The following is a 16,819-nucleotide window of genomic DNA, read 5'->3' as shown; positions in this document are numbered from 1 at the left end:
TCAGAACGCGTCCGGATCCATGTCCGGCGCGCGTCCCAGCAGGAGCGGCGACACCAGCCGGCTCTCCGGGTGCATGCGCAGCAGCGTGTGGATGACGCCGCCCAGCCCCGCCATCAACCCGGGTGAGAACGCGTCGCGAGCCAGCCCCGCCACCGGGCCGCGCGCCTCCAGGCCGGAGATGAGCTCCGCGTCCAGCGCCTCGCGCTCGGGCGACAGCGGCTCCGACGACAGCCGCCGCGCTGTCTCCAGCAGCTCCCACAACCCCAGGTCGCCGTGGCACAGGGTGTGGGTCCAGCCGAAGCCCTCGCGCACGGCCGCGCTCCGGGCCCGCTGGAACAGGTCCCGGTAGCGCGCCGTCCCGGTGCGGGCAAAGAGGTCCGCCGCCGCCAGGCCGATGCCGGTGCTCCCGTGGCACCACGACGTCAGCTGATCCGTGGCGTCCGGGCGGCGGAGGTCCGTCCAGTTGCCCACGTCCGGCCGGTAGAGCCCGTCCACGAAGTCGAAGGCGCGCTCGGACAGGCTGCGCCACCGCCGCCGGTCCGCCGCCGTCCCCGCCGCGCTCAGCCCCAGCCGCGCCAGCGCCCAGGCGATGCCCGCCGTGCCGTGCGCGAAGCCGCCGATGGGCTCCGGGAACATCGACGTGGACCAGCGCGCGTCGCCGCCCACGCTGCGCGCCGTGTCCTCCAGCCTCCGGCCCGCGTGCGCCGCGACGTCCAGCCACTTCGGCTCGCCGGTCTGGTCCACCAGGTTGAGCATCGGGACGATGACGCCCGCCACGCCGCCCAGCACCTCGAACAGCCCGTCCGCGTCCAGCACCTGTGGCGTCAGCGCCGCCGCGCGCTCGCGGGCCCGGTCCAACGCGCCCGGGACGGTGCCCAGGTCGTGCAGCGTGGACCAGATCCACACCTGGGACGCGAGCCCGGAGAAGCCACCCGGCGACTTCACCGGCACGCGGTCCTCCGTGGCGCGCAGCACCGCGAGCGTGCCCTCCAGCAGCCCGGGCAGGCCTTCCACCTCGTCCGCGCGGCCGTGGTGCACCTCGCGCAGGTACTGGGCCAGCACCACCGCCACGCCGCCCTGTCCGCTGTAGTGCTCGGCGGAGAGCGGCCGCACCGCCCAGCCATGCTCGGCGAGCACCGGGCTGATCCACGTCGCCGTCCCATCCGGTCCCCGCACGGCCGCGTCGCTCACACGTTGGACCAGCTTGGACAGCTGTGCCCGGCGCCGCACGTCCAGCCGCTCGTGGCGCGCGGGCGTGGCCGGCGCGGGGACTCTCGGGGGGACGGTCTTCTCGTTGAGGTACGCGCTGATCAGCGTGCTCTGGATGGTCATCTCCTCCAGCGGCTCGTCCACCGAACGCCACGCCTCCAACGCGGCGTCGAGCACGCTCCGCGTCACCGGCTGGGTGAACACCGGGATGTCCCCCACGCACAGGTCCGCGAGCTCCGAGTCGATGACAGGCGTCGAGGACGGCGCGCCGGGAGACACGTCCGCGTTCTTGCGCATCACGTCCCGCGCACGCGCATGGGCCTTGGGCGCGTCGTACAGCGAGGCCGGGTGCCAGAGCATCCGCGACAGCTCCGCGTACGTCTGCGTGGGCCGCAGGATGCGCCGGACGACGGCGCCCGTGAACGGCTCCAGCAGCGGCCGCAGCCCGCCGTACGCGTCCAGGGTCTTCATCCGGGAGGTGAGCTCGTGGAAGCCCTCCACGACCTGATCCCAGTGCCGCGCGAGCACGGGGTCCGGGCTGGGATGGTTCTTCGACATCGGGCGCTCCATCAGCGCCATGCCCAGGCGCGCGCCGTCCGTGCCGCCGCCGACGATGAGGGGCGCCGGGATGCGCGGCTGCTGCCCCGGGAGCGAGCCCGCCGCGGAGATGTCCAGGCCGCCCAGCCCCGGGCCTCCGCTGCGCACCGGGAGCAGCCCCGTGCGCAGGACGGTGCCTCGGATGGCCTTCGCGGCCAGGTCCACCGCCAGCCCGCGCCCCGCCGGAGGCACAGGTGGGTCCGGCGTGAAGAGGCTCTCCACGTCCACCACCACGGGCACCGGCCCGTGCGCGATGAGGTTTTCAGAATGCAGGTCCGTGCCGCCCAGAAGCCGCATCACCGCGAGCCAGTGGCCCAGGTTCCGGTAGAAGCGCGCGAGCTCGGCCTCGCCTTCACAGTAGCGGTGCTCCACGAACTCGGCCCAGCCATAGCCGGCGCGCACCAGCACGGACGGCACGCGGATCCGCGTGGCACCGGCCTCCGGCGCCAGCACCCGCGCGAGCAGCCGCTCCAGCGCGAGATCCACGCGCATGCAGCGCGGCTTGTAGAGCACCCGGCCTTCGTCCAGGTCCAGCAGCGCCACCGTCTGCCCGCCCCGGTGGGCATCCCCCTCCCCCAGCCGCAGGCGCCTCAGCGCGCCGCGCGGACGGCCGGGCAGCTCCGGCAGGGACTCCCGGTCCGCGACGAACCGCTCCGTCAGGCGCAGCACCGCCTGGGTCTGGAGCCGGCCCAACGTCCCCAGCCGGTCCAGGAGCGGCGGGTAGCGGCCGCGCAGGTGCTCGTGGAAGCGGGACGAGCACGCGTGGTCGAGGAACTGGGCCCACCTCCCCGGCGAGTCCGCCGCGTCGAGCCGGCCCTCCAGCGACGCTGCGTGCAGCTCCAGGAGGAGCACGCGGTTGAGCTTGAGCTGGGCGCTGAAGCCGAGCATCTCGCGGGCCGCGGCCTCCACCACGTCGCGCTCGGCGGAGGACAGGCCCTGTATTTGAGAGAGCCGTTCGGACAGCGCGTCCAGGTGCGGCGCCAGCAGGACGTTCACGGGGCGCGCGAGCCATCCCTCGGGAGGGACCTCGGCAGCCATCGACGCTTCCTCGTGGACCATGAGGGGGCTCCCTGGGGGTGGGGACCGGTGAGGGGAATCGTGGAAGGCCCTCCGGTGCCGCGCACGGCGCCGGAGGGGTGATTCATGCGGACGGGGGGCCGCGATGGATCAACAGCAGAACGCGGTCGTGGACGCGGTGCAGCTGCTGCAACCCGTGTCCGCCACCAGGTTGGACTCGGTGAGCGCCTGCTCCGTGCGCTCACCTCCCACGAAGAGCGGTCCCGCCGGGTTGGTCATGCCATGGGACTCCTCATTGCCGGCCAGCCAGCCCTCCACCACTTCCTGGAACTCGGGCTTCTTCTGCATGAGTGTTCTCCCTCGCGTCCGGACGGACCTGGCGAGGGGTGCCATGTGCGCCGGACGCGGCGCGAACGTGAACACAGACACGCCCCGCAATGCCAGACGCGTCAGGCCAAAGTCATACACCGCACAAAGGCTTGCGCTCACACGCCACAAGTCCAGCGAGGCGCGAACCTGGCGTAAGGGATTGCCACCATGAAACGGCGGGCCTCTGTCCGAGGGGACGAGCCCACCGTGGACCAGGTGACACGCCGGCCCCACGGTCGGAATGCGCGCACGCCACGCGACACCGGGCGCCTCTGAACGCCGGGCGCCCGACACCCGGGCCCCTGTCCGCTCTTTCCAGGTCAGCGTGGATGCCTAGGATGTCGGGGAGGAGGTGAACGTGGAGCGCCCCATCAACCGCCCGGAGGATCCGCTGGTCCTCAACGGCATCGACGGCACCACCGGGCAGTACCTGGTGCCGCCCATCGCGTTGCCCGCGGCCGCGGAGGTGGCGGATCCTCAAGTCGAGACCGCCCGGTTCGAGGCCTGGAGGAAGTGGGTCCAGCGCCTCAACTGGAACACCAAATTCACCACGCCTTTCGACGCGCCAGAGGACGACTACACGAAGTCCGGATGGGGCGTGGTGTTCCCCGCGTCCGCATCCGAGGCGCTTCGCAAGAGCCTGGAGGCGCTCATCGCCCACCGGCGTGAGCGCGTGGAAGAAGCGGACCGGTGCCACGTCCTCATCTACCAGCCTGGTGAGACGGCGCATCAGTTCCTGGAGCGGCACGGGGCGCCCATCGGCGACGTGGATCCGACCCTCGTGCCCTATTACCTGCTGCTCGTGGGCGGGCCCGACGTCATCCCATTCGACGTGCAGCACTCGCTCTCCTTGTCCTATGCCGTAGGACGCCTCTCCTTCGACACGCCCGAGGAGTACGCACGCTACGCGGACAGCGTGGTGGCGTATGAGACGGCGGCGTCCGTGCCCAACCACCGGCAGGTGAGCTGGTGGGGACCCAGGCACCCCGGGGACCGCTCGACGGAGCTCAGCGCGGACAGCCTCGTCGCCCCGCTGGCGCGCGGTGCGCCACTGGGTCTGCCTCCCCAACTGGCGAAGACGGTTGCCGCGAAGGTCCGCTTCGCCAGCCGTGACGCCATCGAGGACGACGCGACCCGGGAGTGGTTGCTGGACGCGCTCCACGGCCGGGAGGTTCGCCCGGCGGTGCTCTTCACCGCGTCCCATGGCGTGGGCTTCAAGGCGGATGATCCGCTCCAGCTCACGAAACAGGGCGCCCTGCTGAGCCAGGACTGGAGCGGCTTTGGCGCGATGGCGCCCGCGCACTACGTGTCCGCGTCGGACATCCAGGACGACGCCCGGCTCCATGGCCTGGTGGCGTTCTTCTTCGCCTGCTTCGGCATGGGCACGCCCGCGCATGACGAGTTCCCGCTCAATGCCTCACGCAGCGGCAACGCGCTGGCGAGCGCCCCCTTCATCGCGGCCCTGCCCCGGCGGCTGCTGGCCCATCCCAACGGCGGCGCGCTGGCGGTGATTGGCCACGTGGAGCGGGCCTGGGGTTTTTCCATCCGGCCGCTGCAACTGGCCAAGACGACCATTCATCCCTTCTACCAATCGCTCTGGAAGATCATGGCGGGCATGCCGGTGGGCCACGCGCTCAAGGACTTCCGCGACCGGTTCTCCGCCGCAAACAACATCCTGCTCACGCACCTGGACACCAACACGTCCGACGGAAAGCTCGCGCCCCGGGATCTGCTGTACCGGTGGATCGAACGCAACGACGCTCGCAACTACGTGGTGCTCGGCGATCCCGCCGTGAGCATCCGGCACAACGACCTGCAGGCGCTTCCCTGAAAGGAGCATCGACCCATGCGAACGCTCATTCTCAGCGACCTCCACCTCGGCAACGGAGGCCCCTACGACATCTTCGCGGGCGCCGCCGAGCTGCCCGCCCTCTTCGACTCCTTCACCCGCGAGCCCACCCACGTCGTCCTCAACGGGGACAGCTTCGACTTCCTGCTCAATGACGACCCGCTGGCGGTGGATCCCCAGCGGACGCTGGAGCAGGCCCGGGCCCTGGTGACGTCCGCGACGACGGCGCCCGCGTTGAAGGCGCTCGGGCGGGTGCTGGCCGCGGGCGGCCGGGCGACGATGGTGGTGGGCAACCACGACCTGGAGCTGGCGCTGCCGGAGGTCCAGGAGGTGATCCGCTCCGCGCTGGGACAGCCCCGGGAGGTGGCTTCGCGGCTGGAGTTCCGGGACGGCACCGCGCCGCTGCAACTGGAGGTCGGCGGGTCGCGCGTGCTCGTCACGCACGGTGAGCACACCGACGTGGCGAACCGCATCGACTACCCCTCGCTGCTGTCGCCGGAGCGGGCGAACCGCTTCCGGTATCCGCCGGGCTCGGTGCTGGTGAAGACGCTGCTCAACCCGCTCAAGCACCAGCACCGCATGCGGTACATGGACCTGCTCAAGCCGGACTTCGAGGGCGCGGTGATGGTGGCGCTCGGCGTGAAGCCGGACGCGCTCAAGGTCCTGTTCACGCCCGGGACGCTCACGCTCATCCGGCGCCTGCTGCAGAACCGGGGCCTCGCGCCGGCCTTCGCGCTCGAACCCATGGACGCGGTGGGCGGTTCGGAAGCGGACGTGCACCTGGCGCGCAGCCTGGCGCGGGTGGACCTGAAGGACGACGAGGTGGACGCGCTCCTGTCGGTGCTCGACCCGGAGAAGCTCAACGCCTTCGACAATCCGGAGGCCCTGGGCCGCGCCCGGCTGAAGCTGGCCCGGGCGGGCTTCGCGCTCTACGCGCGGCTGCACCGCGCGGTCGCGGGAAGGACGGGCACGGACTACTTCGCCCTGGAGCCGGGCAAGGACGAGCTCGCGGAGACCGCTCGGCTGGGCAAGAAGTACAACCCCCATGCGGTGGTGATGGGCCACACGCACGCGGCCCGCTGGCACGAGGGCAATGGCCCCCTCTACGCCAACACCGGCACGTGGATCTCCCTCCTGCGGCTCCCCGCTCCGGAGGCCACCGACGAGGAATGGGGTGAATACCTCGCGGAGCTCCAGGTCAATCCCTCGCTGGAGCCCGCGAAGCAGCAGCGCGCGAAGCTGGAGCAGCGCTTCACCTTCGTGGAGGTGGAGCCGCGCACCGGGACGCGGGGCGCGACGCTGCGGCTGTCGCAGTGGACGGAGCAAGGCCCCAAGATGCTGAGGAGCGCGGAGCTGCCGGCGGGGAGCTGACGCTCAGCGCGAGAGCTGGGGGCGGTCCGCCACGGCGGACAGCACGCCGTGCACCCCGAGCAGCACCACGGCGACCCCGAGCATGTAGGGGGCGATGAACTGGAGCCCCCACCGCTCCGCGATGATCCCCGCGAGGCTGGGGATCGCCGCCACGCCCGTCGTCGCCGCGCTGACCTGGAAGCCCACGGCGTGCGCGGAGACATCCAGCCCCACGCGGCCCGGCGTCACCGACATGAGGGCCGGGAAGATGGGCGCGAGCGCGAGCCCCAGCAACACGAGGCCCAGCGCGGGAGGCACGGAGGGAATCGCGAACAGGACGGCGCCCGCCACCGCCAGCGCGGTGCTCCCGCGCAGCATGCGCACCGGTCCGAGGTGTTCGACGACGAAGCCGGACAGCACACGCCCCGCGAGCAGGCTGCCCCAGTAGAGGCTCACGAAGGTGCCCGCGGCGGCGGTGTGCAGGCCCCGGCCTTCGGTGAGCACCGTGAAGCTCCACTGGCCGGCCGTCACCTCCAGGCCCGTGTAGAAGAAGAACGTGAGGATCTGCAGCCACACGCGGGGACGGCGCACGGCCTCCATCGCGGACGCGGTGGGCACCTCCGCCCGGGGTTCCTCTCCCGGCGCCGAGGGCGCGTCCCACAGCCGGCGCATCACCAGGAACGACAGGGCCAGCGTGCCCAGGGTGACGGCGAGGACGGCATAGCCCGTGCGCCACCCTGCGCCTCGCGCGAGCAGCGCGGTCATCAGCACGGGGCCCATCGCCGCGCCCACGCTGTAGGCCGCGTGCAACCAGGACATGTGCTTGGGGCCGAAGTTCTGGGCCGCGTAGTTGTTGAGCGCGGAGTCGATGGCGCCCGAGCCGAAGCCAATGAAGCAAGCAGCGGCCAGGAACAGCGCGAACAGGGGCACCGTCGAGTACCCCGTGAGCCCCAGCGCCACCGAGCCGGTGCTCAGCGCCAGCAGCAGCCCCAGGTTCATGGCCCGCATCAGCCGGCCCGCGAGCAGTCCGGAGATGAAGTACGCGACGGCCGCGGTCCCCAGGATGGCGCCCATCGTCGCCTGGGACAGGCCGAACGTGGTGCGCAGTGACGGCCACGCGACGCCCAGCACCGCGTCCGGCAACCCCAGGCTGACGAAGGCCAAGTAGGCAAGCGTGAGAAGCGCGGGACGCGGACGGGGCACGGGCGAAGAGACACTCACGCGGAGCACCCTAGATCGCGCTCAGGCATCGAGTGAGGCCATCACCGTCACATTCCCCACTGGGGTCTTGACCTTGACACCGGTGGCAGGCCCGAAGCTCCCGAACATGAAGTCCGTCTCCCCGAATGAGAAGGAGAGAACCCGCGTCAGGCCGCCCCGCCGGAGGCGCACCGTAAAAACCTGTCCGACAGTCGGACAAGTTGGGGCCCGCGCGGAGGGGAGGCCCTGCGCCATCCCAGCCGCTCGAACCTGTCCGACTGTCGGACAGGTTTTGAGCGTGTCGGGCGGGAAGCGAGCCGCGTGGATGTTAGGGGTCCCTGACATCTGGACTCAGGAGAATCGATGAACATCGGAGAACTCGCCCGGCGCACGGGCAGCAGCGCGCGGTCCATCCGCCACTACGACAAGGCGGGGCTGCTCGCCTCGCACCGCCGCGACAACGGCTACCGTGACTTCGACGAGGTCGCCGTCCCCCAGGTCATGCAGGTGGCCCGGATGATCCGCCTGGGCTTCTCCCTGGAGGAGATCGCCACCTTCCCGCGCTGCATGCTCCGGCAGGTCACGGACGCCATCTGCCCGGACGCGCTCGCGGTCCACCGTGAACGCCTGGCGGAGGTCGAACGGCAGCTCTTCGACCTCGCCCGCGTGCGTGAACGGCTCATGTCCATGCTTCCCCCCAACGAACGAGTCCCCCATGAACCGTCGTGACCTGATGAAGACCGCCCTCGTGGGCTCGGCCCTGCTGCCGGGGCTCGGGTTCGCGGCCACACCCTCGAAGGTGCCGCGCAAGGCCAGGACGTTCCTCCTGGTCCACGGCGCGTGGCACAACGCCCTGCACTGGTCGCGCGTCGCGGAGGCCCTGTGCGCGCTGGGGCATCAGGTGGTGGCCATCGACCTGCCTGGCCACGGCCTCAACGCGCGCTTCCCCGCGTCCTATCTCACGGGCGACGCGGCTCGCTTCGCGGTGGAGCGCTCGCCCCTGGCCGACGTCACGTTGGACGACTGCGCGGACGCAGTGGTCACCGCGCTGGAGAAGCTCCAGGCCGGATCCAAGCCCGTGCTCGTGGGCCACAGCGCGGGTGGCACCGTCATCACCCGCGCGGCGGAGAAGGCCCCGCACCTCATTGGCAGGCTGGTGTACCTGAGCGCCTTTGTCCCGCTGCGCCTCCAGAGCGCCAGCGCCTACGGCGCCCTGCCCGAGGGCCACACGCCCTACAGCGAAGCACTCTTCATCGGCGATGCCGCGAAGCTGGGCGCGGTGCGGATCAACCCTCGCGGCGATGCGGCGTACCGCGAGGCGCTTCGCGCGGGCTTCTACCACGACGTGGACGCAGCGGCCTTCCTGCCCTTCGCGCTCACCCTCACGCCGGACATTCCCTTGTCCCTGTGGACCGGAAAGGTCGGCGCCACGAAGGAGCGCTGGGGCCGCATTCCCCGCAGCTACCTGCGCTGCGCCCAGGACCGAGCCCTGGCCCCCGCGCTCCAGGACCTGATGATCCGCGAGGCCGACGCCTTCACACCCTGCAACGCGTTCACCGTGGACACACTGGACACGTCGCACTCGCCCTTCGCATCCCAGCCCCAGAAGCTGGCCGCGCTGCTGGACGGACTGCGCTGACAAGACGCTGCGCTGCACACGAGCGCCGGGGTCAGTCATCCCTATGGAGAGTAGCCACATGCCGACGATGACCGAACTCCTCGACGCAGTGGCGGCCCGGCACTTTCCACATCCGCCCGCGACCGCGGCGGCAGTCGATGCGTTCGAACATCGGATGGGCTGGCGCCTGGATCCGGATTTGCGCGCCTTCTACACGCGCTTTGATGGAGCAAGGCTGTTCCGTGACTCCAACGCGCCGTACTACATCCTGCCGCTCGCGGAGGTACGGCGCGCACGGGTCATCATGTCCCAATCCGACACGGACGCGGCAGGCCCTTCGGATTGGTACGCGCTGTGCCAGCTCCAGGACAGCAACTACGTGCTCCTGGATGTGGGGCAACAGACGCTGGGACGCCATCCACTCCGCGACGGCTACCGCGAGGGGTTTCCCGACCCCTACTACTGCCCGGTCATCGCCAACTCGTTCGCGGAGTTCCTGGCGGGCGCGCTGGCGTCGACCGGGCGGTCCTACTGGCTGAAGACCCTCGAAGAACAGGGCCAGTAACTTCAGAAGATGGACAGGCCGGTCAGCGTCGTGAACCGGTCCAGCGCTTCCACGCCCGCGACGGAATTGCCCCTTGCATCCAGCCCGGGGCTCCATACGCACAGGCCGCAGCGGTTGGGGATGACCGCGATGATGCCCCCTCCCACGCCGCTCTTTCCCGGCAGCCCCACGCGGTAGGCGAACTCGCCCGCCGCGTCGTATGTGCCGCACGTGAGCATCACCGCGTTGACCTGCTTGGCCTGGCTGCGCGTGAGCAGCCTGGAGCCGTCCGCTCGCTGACCATGACGCGCGAGGAACCCACAGGCCCTCGCCAGGTCCGCGCAGCTCATCGCCAGGGAGCACTGCCAGAAGTAGTGCTCCAGCACCTCCGGCACCGCGCCCTCCATGTTTCCGTAGCTGGCCATGAAGTGCGCCAGCGCGCGGTTGCGGTGCCCGTGCTCCGCCTCCGACGCGGCGATGACCGGATCAAAATCCACGGACGGATTGCCGCTCTCCGCGCGCAGGAAGTCCCGCAGCGTGCCTCGCGCATCCCCCGTGAGCCGCTGCAACCGGTCCGTGATGACCAGCGCCCCCGCGTTGATGAACGGATTGCGCGGGATGCCCTGCTCGTACTCCAGCTGCACCAGCGAGTTGAACGGATTGCCCGACGGCTCCTTCCCCACGCGCCGCCACAGCGCGTCCCCGTCCCTCGACAGCGCGAGCGCCAACGTGAACACCTTGGAGATGCTCTGGATGGAGAACGGCTCACGCCAGTCCCCCACCCCGTACACGTCCCCCTCCACCGTCGCGAGCGCCATGCCGAACCGGCGCGGATCCACCGCCGCCAGCGCCGGGATGTACGTCGCCACGCGGCCCTGCCCCAGCACCGGCCGCACCCCGTCCCAGACCTCCTCCAGCACCGCCTGGTAGTCCATGGGCTGCATCCTCGTCCGGAAAGGAACGCGGAGGCTTTCAGAATTTCCCAGGCGCGGTGTCTGCTGCGGCATGCGCCTGTTCCCGACCACGCTCCTGGCCCTCTGCCTCCTGGGCACCTTCCCCACCGCGTGCTGCAGCAACGCCAGCCCGTCCACCCACAGCTGCCAGACCCCGGACGAAACACCGGCGGAACCCTCGGCGCTCCAGGTGACCCAGCTTGGCTCCGGTGAGTTGAACGCCGCGGGTCAGACGTGGCCCTATCAGCTGCTCAAGCTGGAGGTGCCTGGCCGGGCCCCCACCTATGCGCAGTGGTTCCCGCCCCGGAAGCCCGGCGTGTCCCCCATCGTGATGCTCACCAAGCCCTACGACGGCATCGCCTGGACGGGCGAGGCCGTGGACGCGAAGTGGGCCGCGCGCGGCGCCGGCATCCACCCGGACGACAGCGAGCCACACCATGGGCCGGGCTCCTCGCCCATCGCGTTCACGCCCACCACGCCGGAGATCATCGCGGGCGAGGCCTTCATCTACCTCTTCCATGACTTCGGCGTGCTCGCCGTCTTCGGCCGCTTCTACGCGGGCGGAGACCTCCAGAACGACCGCGACGACATGAACGCGGGCATGCGCTTCCTGGCCCAGGCCCCCAACGTGGACACGAAGCGCATCGGCGTCTTCGGTGGCTCCTGGGGCGGCTACGAGGCGCTCTACGCGGCGGCGGATGCACCCTCCACGGTGGTGCCCGCCGTGGGCGTCGCCCTGGCCCCGCTGTCCGACTTCGCCGCGGAGGTGGACTACGTGAGCCGCGTCGTGCCGTCGCGCGTGAGCAACCCGGACCTGCGCACGCGCTACCAGCAGTTCTTCGAGCCCTACTTCCGCCGCATCCACGCCACCACCGGCGGCGACCCCACCACCCCCGGCACGGACTACACGCGCTGGACCGCCGCCCACCTGGCCAGCACCGTCCAGACGCCCTTCCTCATCCTCCACGACGACTGGGACACCCTCATCCCCGTGGAACACACACGCGCGCTCGTCTCCCAGGCCCCGCGGCGCTTCACGCCCCTGTACCTGCAGAACCTCACGACCGTGGACTGGAACACCCTGCCGCCGGACCACGGGCCGCTGCTCACCGCGCACGGCGGGCCTGTCATCACGATGAGCGTGGGACACCTCATGGTGGCGCTGGGCGCGGCGGACCAGCCCCTCTACGTCCCGCACGCCCAGGGCACCGTGCGCGCGTGGCTGCAGGGCGTGCACGCCGCCCAGGCGCAGGGCCGCGACGTGAGCGACGTGGTGCCCCGCCTGCTGGAGCTCACCGATCCGCGCGTGGTGATGTTCGAGCCCTCGCTGGGGACGCTCCAGCCGGGCGCCGCCTTCATCGCCCAGGAGGTCAACGCCGTCTGGGGCACGGGCTTCACCGACGTCAACGTGCGCTCGGTGCTCGCCCCCGGCCTGCCCACGCCCTGAGTCCCGGAAAAAACACCGGCGTGTCGATCCTCGCCGGACCCATTCGTCGCACATTTGAACGGGCGAACGGATGCCCCGGAAGGGACGGATGCGACCATGGAGCTGACGGCAACGGAGTTCGTGACGCTGGACGGAGTGGTGCAGGCCCCGGGAGGCCCGGACGAGGACCGGAGCGGCGGCTTCACCCATGGTGGCTGGGTGCAGCCCCATTCCAGCGAAGAACTCGGCGCGCACGTCGTGGACATCTTCAGCCGGGCGGACGCATTCCTGCTCGGGCGCGGGACGTACGACATCTTCTCCAGCTACTGGCCGCGCATGACCGACCCGAACGACCCCATCGCCGGGCCGCTCAACCGGCTGCCCAAGTACGTGGCGTCCACCACGCTGCGCCGCGTGGAGTGGGCGAACTCGACGCTGCTGGAGGGAGACACGGTGGAGGCGGTGCGCCGGCTCAAGGCCTCCCCCGGCCGCGAGCTGCAGGTGCATGGCAGCGGCGGCCTGCTGCAGACCCTGCTCAAGCATGACCTGGTGGACGTGCTGCACCTGCACGTCATCCCCGTGACGATCGGCAGCGGCCGGCGCCTCTTCGGAGAGGGAACGCAGCCCCGCATGCTGCAGCTCACCGCGTCCCGGATCACGCCCAAGGGAGTGGCGCTGCTCACCTACCGGCGCGCCGGGCCCCTGAGGGTCGGCACCATGGGTTGATCAGCGCAGCCCCGCGAGCTTCGACAGCTCGCGGGCCATGGCGCGCAGCTCCTCCGCGCCCGCCGCGTTAGGGCTCACGTCGAACACCACCTCGTAGCCCAGCCCCGCCTGGTTGATGGCCTCCGAGCGCGGGATGCGTGCCTTCAGCACCGGCACCGTCACGTCCTTCAGCGCCTCCTCCATCGCCTCGTTGGTCGCGGGCGTGCGCCGGTCCCACAGGTTCACGGCCGCCACCAGCTGGCCGCCCTCCTCGCGCACGTCGCGCCACGCGGTCTCGATCTCACCCAGGCCCTGCAGCGCGAACGCGCCCGTGGGCACCGGCGCCACCACCACGTCCGCGAAGCACAGCACCGCCTCCGTGAACGCTCCGATGCTCGGCGGCGTGTCCACGACGATGACGTCCGGCGTCCACGACAGCGTCTTCAGCGCGCGCGGAATCGCCTGCAGCCGGTGCCCCCAGCCGAACAGCTCGCGCTCCAGCGCCGCCATTCGCGGGGCCCCCGGCGCGATGAACAACCCCGGCCGCTTGGGAGACGCCACGACAATCTCATCCAGCTTGTGCTTCGGCCGCGGCCCGAAGGCGTCCGCCACGCACGGGCCCTCGCGCGTCTCCAGGCCCAGCACCAGCGACGCATGCGCCTGCGGATCCAGGTCCAACAGCAGCACCCGGCGGCCCGCGTCCGCCAGCGCCGCCGCCACGTGCGAACACAGGGTCGTCTTCCCCACCCCACCCTTGATGGTGCAGAACGCAATCGCCGGCATGGCCCCGGGGTCTACCAGGAATCCGCCACGGCGCGGGGCTGCTCCGGATTGGCACGCCCGCCCCATCCGGAGCGCTCCAGAATGGAGCGGCCCGCCCGCTCCTCCCCGCCACTCCCAATGATTCCAGCCCCTTGGCGCTGGCACCGGACGTGCTCTGTCCCCACCACGTCAGGGCGCCCCCAGCGGGCGTCAACGCATCTGGAGACCCATCATGGAAATCCGCTTCTTTGGCGTTCGGGGCAGCATCGCGGTGTCGGGGTCGCGCATCGGTGGCAACACGGCGTGCGTGGAGGTGACGAGCCAGGGCGAGCGGCTGATCCTCGACGCGGGCACGGGCATCCGCACGCTGGGCGAGGTCATGATGCGCGAGGGCGCGCCCCAGAAGGCGACCATGTTCTTCTCGCACCTGCACTGGGACCACGTGCAGGGCTTCCCCTTCTTCACGCCCGCGTACCTGCCCACCACGTCGCTGACGATGTACGGCCCCGGCGCGAATGGCGGCCAGGCGCTGGAGTCCACGCTGTCGCAGCAGATGCGCCCGCCGCAGTTCCCGGTGCCGCTGTCCACCATGCGCTCGAGGATGACCTTCGGCGCCGCGCTGCACGGCCGCACGGTGGAGGTCGGCCCCTTCAAGGTGACCCCCATCGACGTGCCCCACCCGGACGGCTGCATGGCCTACCGGGTCGAGGCGGACGGCCACTCCTTCGTGTACGCCACGGACGTGGAGCTGCCGGAGCGCCTCACCTCCGACGTGGCCCGCCACTTCGAGGGCGCGGACGCGCTGTGCCTGGACGCGCAGTACACGCCCGACGAGTACGAGGGCAAGAAGGGCATGTCCAAGAAGGGCTGGGGCCACTCGACGATGATGGACGCGGCCAAGGTGGCCAAGGACCTGCACGCCGGGCGCCTCTTCCTCTTCCACCACGACCCGTCCCACGCGGACGAGCTGCTGGAGGACATGGCGCAGGAGGCGCGCGGCCTGTTCCCCTTCACCGAGCCCGCGCGCGAAGGCCAGCGCATGCTCCTGGGCCGCTCGGCGGGCGCATGAGCGCCGCGAGCCCGGAGCCGTGCGCTGCTACAGTGCCCCCAGCGCCCTTCTCACTTCCGCCGCTGCCCGCCGCCATGCCCTCGACTCCGCCGGATGTGTCCCAGGTCCTGCTTCCCCTTGGCGGCCTCGTCGGGCGCGAGGTGGACCTGGACGCCTTCCTCCAGACACTGGTGGACCGCATCGCCATCACGCTGCAGGCGGACCGGGGCACGCTGTGGCTGCTGGATCCGGTGCGCCGGGAGCTGTTCAGCCGCGCGGCGCACCTGCCGGAGGTCGCGCAGATCCGCGTGAAGCTGGGCCAGGGCGTGGCGGGCTACGTGGCGGAGGCCGGCGAGCCCGTGCACGTGCCGGATCCTCGCGGCGAGCGCCGCTTCTTCGCGGACATCGACCGGATGACGGGCTACCGCACCATCAGCCTGGCCGCGGTGCCGCTGCGCGACGCGGCCGGCGCCGTGTACGGCGTGCTCCAGGTGCTCAACCGCCTGGGCGGCGGCGCCTTCACGGAAGAGGACACCCAGAAGCTCACCGACATCGCGGCCCAGGTGAGCACCGCCCTCCAGTCCACCAGCCTCTACCAGGAGCTCCAGCGCGCGAAGGATCAGCCGCAGGCCCCGGTGGGCTACTTCTTCAACCGCATCATCGGAGAGGCTCCGCCGCTCAAGGCCCTCTACCGCCTGGTGCAGAAGGCCGCGCCCACGGACGCCACGGTGCTGCTGCGCGGAGAGAGCGGCTGCGGCAAGGAGCTGTTCGCGCGCGCCATCCACGTCAACGGCCCCCGGCGCGACAAGCCCTTCGTGAAGGTGGACTGCGCGGCCCTGCCCGCCGCCCTCATCGAGAACGAGCTCTTCGGCCATGAGAAGGGCGCCTTCACCGGCGCGGACCACCGCGTGCCCGGCAAGTTCGAGGCGGCCGACGGCGGCACCGTCTTCATCGACGAGCTGGGCGAATTGCCCCAGGCCGTGCAGGGCAAGCTGTTGCGCGTGCTGCAGGACCGCGAGTTCGAGCGCGTGGGCGGCACGCAGGCCGTCAAGGTGGACGTGCGCATCGTCGCGGCCACCCACCGCGACCTGCCCCGCATGGTGGCGGAGGGCAGGTTCCGCGAGGACCTCTACTACCGCATCAAGGTCGTGGAGCTGCTCTTGCCCCCGCTGCGCGAGCGCGGCGCGGAGGACATCGAACGGCTGGCCCGCCACTTCGTCGCCACCGCCGCGAAGCGCCACCGCCTGCCCGTGCCCCGCCTCGGCGCCACCGCGCTCGCGCGCCTCAAGCGCTACCGCTGGCCCGGCAACGTGCGCGAGCTGGAGAACTGCATCGAAAGCGCCGTGGTGCTGTCCGAGGGAGAAATCCTGGAGGAGCACCTGCCCCTGCCCGCCCTGGACCGGGCGCTCCCGTCCACCGGGCCCGCCACGCCGGAGACGCCCGCCGCCGCGCCGGACGCGCCGCTCCTGCTCCCGCTGGCGGAGGTGGAGCGCCGCCACATCCTGCGCGTGCTGGAGGCCGTGAAGGGCAACCGCACCGCGGCCGCGCGCACGCTGGAGATCGGCCGCAACACGCTCGCCCGCAAGCTCAAGGAGTACGGCCTGGCGGACGAGGGCTGAGCCTCCGTCCGTCGTTGGAGCCCGAGCGACGTCCGAGCCATGCCCCCCAGCGAGCGGCCACCGGGGCGCCGCTCCGCCCGAGGGTGCCTTTCGGAGGCCACGGGGGGCACCTCTCCTCAAGGGCCGGTGTGAGCCGTGCCCGTCCCAGGGGGAAGGAGCGCGTCATGGCGGACGTCATGGATGCCCCGGTGAGCAGGCGGCCTCCGGCGGGTGGGGAGACACGGACCGGCAGGATCATTGGCATCTCCGTGGTGGCCGCCCTGGGCGGGTTCCTCTTCGGCTTCGACACCGCCGTCATCAACGGCACCGTGGCCGCCCTCAAGGCCGAGTTCGCCGCGAGCAGCCTGGGCCTGGGGCTGGCGGTGTCCTCCGCGCTCGTCGGCTCGGCGGCGGGCGCCTTCGCCGCGGGGCCCTTCGCGGACCGCTACGGCCGCCGGCGCGCGATGATGCTCGCGGCGGCCCTGTTCATCATCAGCGCCATCGGGTCGGGGCTCGCGTTCTCCCTGTGGGATTTGAGCTTCTGGCGGCTGGTGGGCGGGCTGGGGGGGGGCGT

Annotated in this window: 15 protein-coding genes; 10 read left to right on the top strand and 5 right to left on the bottom strand. The window is 71.3% G+C overall.

All coding sequences use genetic code 11. The features are described from left to right. Both D7X96_RS09445 and D7X96_RS09440 read right to left on the bottom strand, forming a co-directional pair. On the bottom strand, window positions 1-2,844 hold the full coding sequence (locus D7X96_RS09445; protein WP_244219512.1) for a type 2 lanthipeptide synthetase LanM family protein: 2,844 nt from the start codon (window positions 2,842-2,844) through the stop codon (window positions 1-3). Between the two features lie 129 nt (window positions 2,845-2,973). Next, a complete protein-coding gene (locus D7X96_RS09440; protein WP_121725008.1) occupies window positions 2,974-3,171 on the bottom strand; it encodes a DUF6229 family protein in 198 nt (65 codons plus the stop codon). A gap of 379 nt (window positions 3,172-3,550) precedes the next feature. Here D7X96_RS09440 and D7X96_RS09435 point away from each other — a divergent pair, with 379 nt between their 5' ends. Together D7X96_RS09435 and D7X96_RS09430 are read left to right on the top strand one after the other, a co-directional pair. Continuing rightward, window positions 3,551-5,023 carry a hypothetical protein gene (locus D7X96_RS09435; protein ID WP_147468266.1) on the top strand — a complete coding sequence of 491 codons (1,473 nt, stop codon included), beginning with the start codon at window positions 3,551-3,553 and terminating at the stop codon, window positions 5,021-5,023. 15 nt (window positions 5,024-5,038) lie between these two features. Beyond that, entirely contained in the window at window positions 5,039-6,412 is a 1,374-nt protein-coding gene (locus tag D7X96_RS09430; protein ID WP_120552452.1) for a metallophosphoesterase, read from the top strand. A 3-nt stretch (window positions 6,413-6,415) separates the two neighbouring features. Here D7X96_RS09430 and D7X96_RS09425 read toward each other — a convergent pair whose 3' ends face one another. Next, window positions 6,416-7,555: an MFS transporter gene (locus D7X96_RS09425; RefSeq protein ID WP_244219511.1), complete on the bottom strand. Its 1,140-nt coding sequence runs from the start codon at window positions 7,553-7,555 to the stop codon at window positions 6,416-6,418. Between the two features lie 399 nt (window positions 7,556-7,954). Between D7X96_RS09425 and D7X96_RS09420 the strand changes: the two genes are divergently transcribed. The 3 genes from D7X96_RS09420 to D7X96_RS09410 all read left to right on the top strand — a co-directional run bounded on the left by D7X96_RS09420 (window position 7,955) and on the right by D7X96_RS09410 (window position 9,774). Next, window positions 7,955-8,320, top strand: a complete 366-nt coding sequence (locus D7X96_RS09420) for a MerR family transcriptional regulator (protein ID WP_120552449.1) — start codon at window positions 7,955-7,957, stop codon at window positions 8,318-8,320. Beyond that, on the top strand, window positions 8,307-9,230 hold the full coding sequence (locus D7X96_RS09415; protein WP_121769526.1) for an alpha/beta fold hydrolase: 924 nt from the start codon (window positions 8,307-8,309) through the stop codon (window positions 9,228-9,230). The genes D7X96_RS09420 and D7X96_RS09415 overlap by 14 nt, the downstream gene beginning before the upstream one ends. Window positions 9,231-9,297: 67 nt before the next feature. Further along, window positions 9,298-9,774: an SMI1/KNR4 family protein gene (locus D7X96_RS09410; protein WP_121769570.1), complete on the top strand. Its 477-nt coding sequence runs from the start codon at window positions 9,298-9,300 to the stop codon at window positions 9,772-9,774. A 2-nt stretch (window positions 9,775-9,776) separates the two neighbouring features. On the opposite strand, the gene D7X96_RS09405 is transcribed toward D7X96_RS09410, so the two are convergent. Beyond that, complete coding sequence (locus D7X96_RS09405) at window positions 9,777-10,688, bottom strand: glutaminase (RefSeq protein ID WP_121769569.1); 912 nt, start codon at window positions 10,686-10,688, stop codon at window positions 9,777-9,779. 70 nt (window positions 10,689-10,758) lie between these two features. On the opposite strand from D7X96_RS09405, the gene D7X96_RS09400 reads away from it, so the two are divergent. After that, complete coding sequence (locus D7X96_RS09400) at window positions 10,759-12,153, top strand: alpha/beta hydrolase family protein (protein WP_120552446.1); 1,395 nt, start codon at window positions 10,759-10,761, stop codon at window positions 12,151-12,153. A gap of 96 nt (window positions 12,154-12,249) precedes the next feature. Next, window positions 12,250-12,858, top strand: a complete 609-nt coding sequence (locus tag D7X96_RS09395) for a dihydrofolate reductase family protein (RefSeq protein WP_120552445.1) — start codon at window positions 12,250-12,252, stop codon at window positions 12,856-12,858. Here the strand turns inward: D7X96_RS09395 and D7X96_RS09390 are convergent, their stop codons facing one another. Further along, window positions 12,859-13,620: a ParA family protein gene (locus D7X96_RS09390; RefSeq protein WP_120552444.1), complete on the bottom strand. Its 762-nt coding sequence runs from the start codon at window positions 13,618-13,620 to the stop codon at window positions 12,859-12,861. It abuts the gene before it with no gap. Window positions 13,621-13,831: 211 nt separating this feature from the next. Here D7X96_RS09390 and D7X96_RS09385 point away from each other — a divergent pair, with 211 nt between their 5' ends. The 3 genes from D7X96_RS09385 to D7X96_RS09375 form a co-directional block, all read left to right on the top strand. After that, a complete protein-coding gene (locus D7X96_RS09385) occupies window positions 13,832-14,668 on the top strand; it encodes an MBL fold metallo-hydrolase (RefSeq protein WP_120552443.1) in 837 nt (278 codons plus the stop codon). Then, a complete protein-coding gene (locus tag D7X96_RS09380; RefSeq protein WP_121769525.1) occupies window positions 14,665-16,266 on the top strand; it encodes a sigma-54-dependent Fis family transcriptional regulator in 1,602 nt (533 codons plus the stop codon). The genes D7X96_RS09385 and D7X96_RS09380 overlap by 4 nt, the downstream gene beginning before the upstream one ends. Window positions 16,267-16,430: 164 nt before the next feature. Continuing rightward, the coding region (locus D7X96_RS09375; protein ID WP_121769524.1) for an MFS transporter at window positions 16,431-16,819 on the top strand (389 nt) is incomplete at its 3' end.

Origin of the sequence: Corallococcus interemptor (genome assembly GCF_003668875.1) — a bacterium.
In the GTDB taxonomy this organism is placed as follows: domain Bacteria; phylum Myxococcota; class Myxococcia; order Myxococcales; family Myxococcaceae; genus Corallococcus; species Corallococcus interemptor.
The sequence above is the reverse complement of the archived record's forward strand: the minus strand, read 5'-3'. Positions and strand labels throughout refer to the sequence as shown.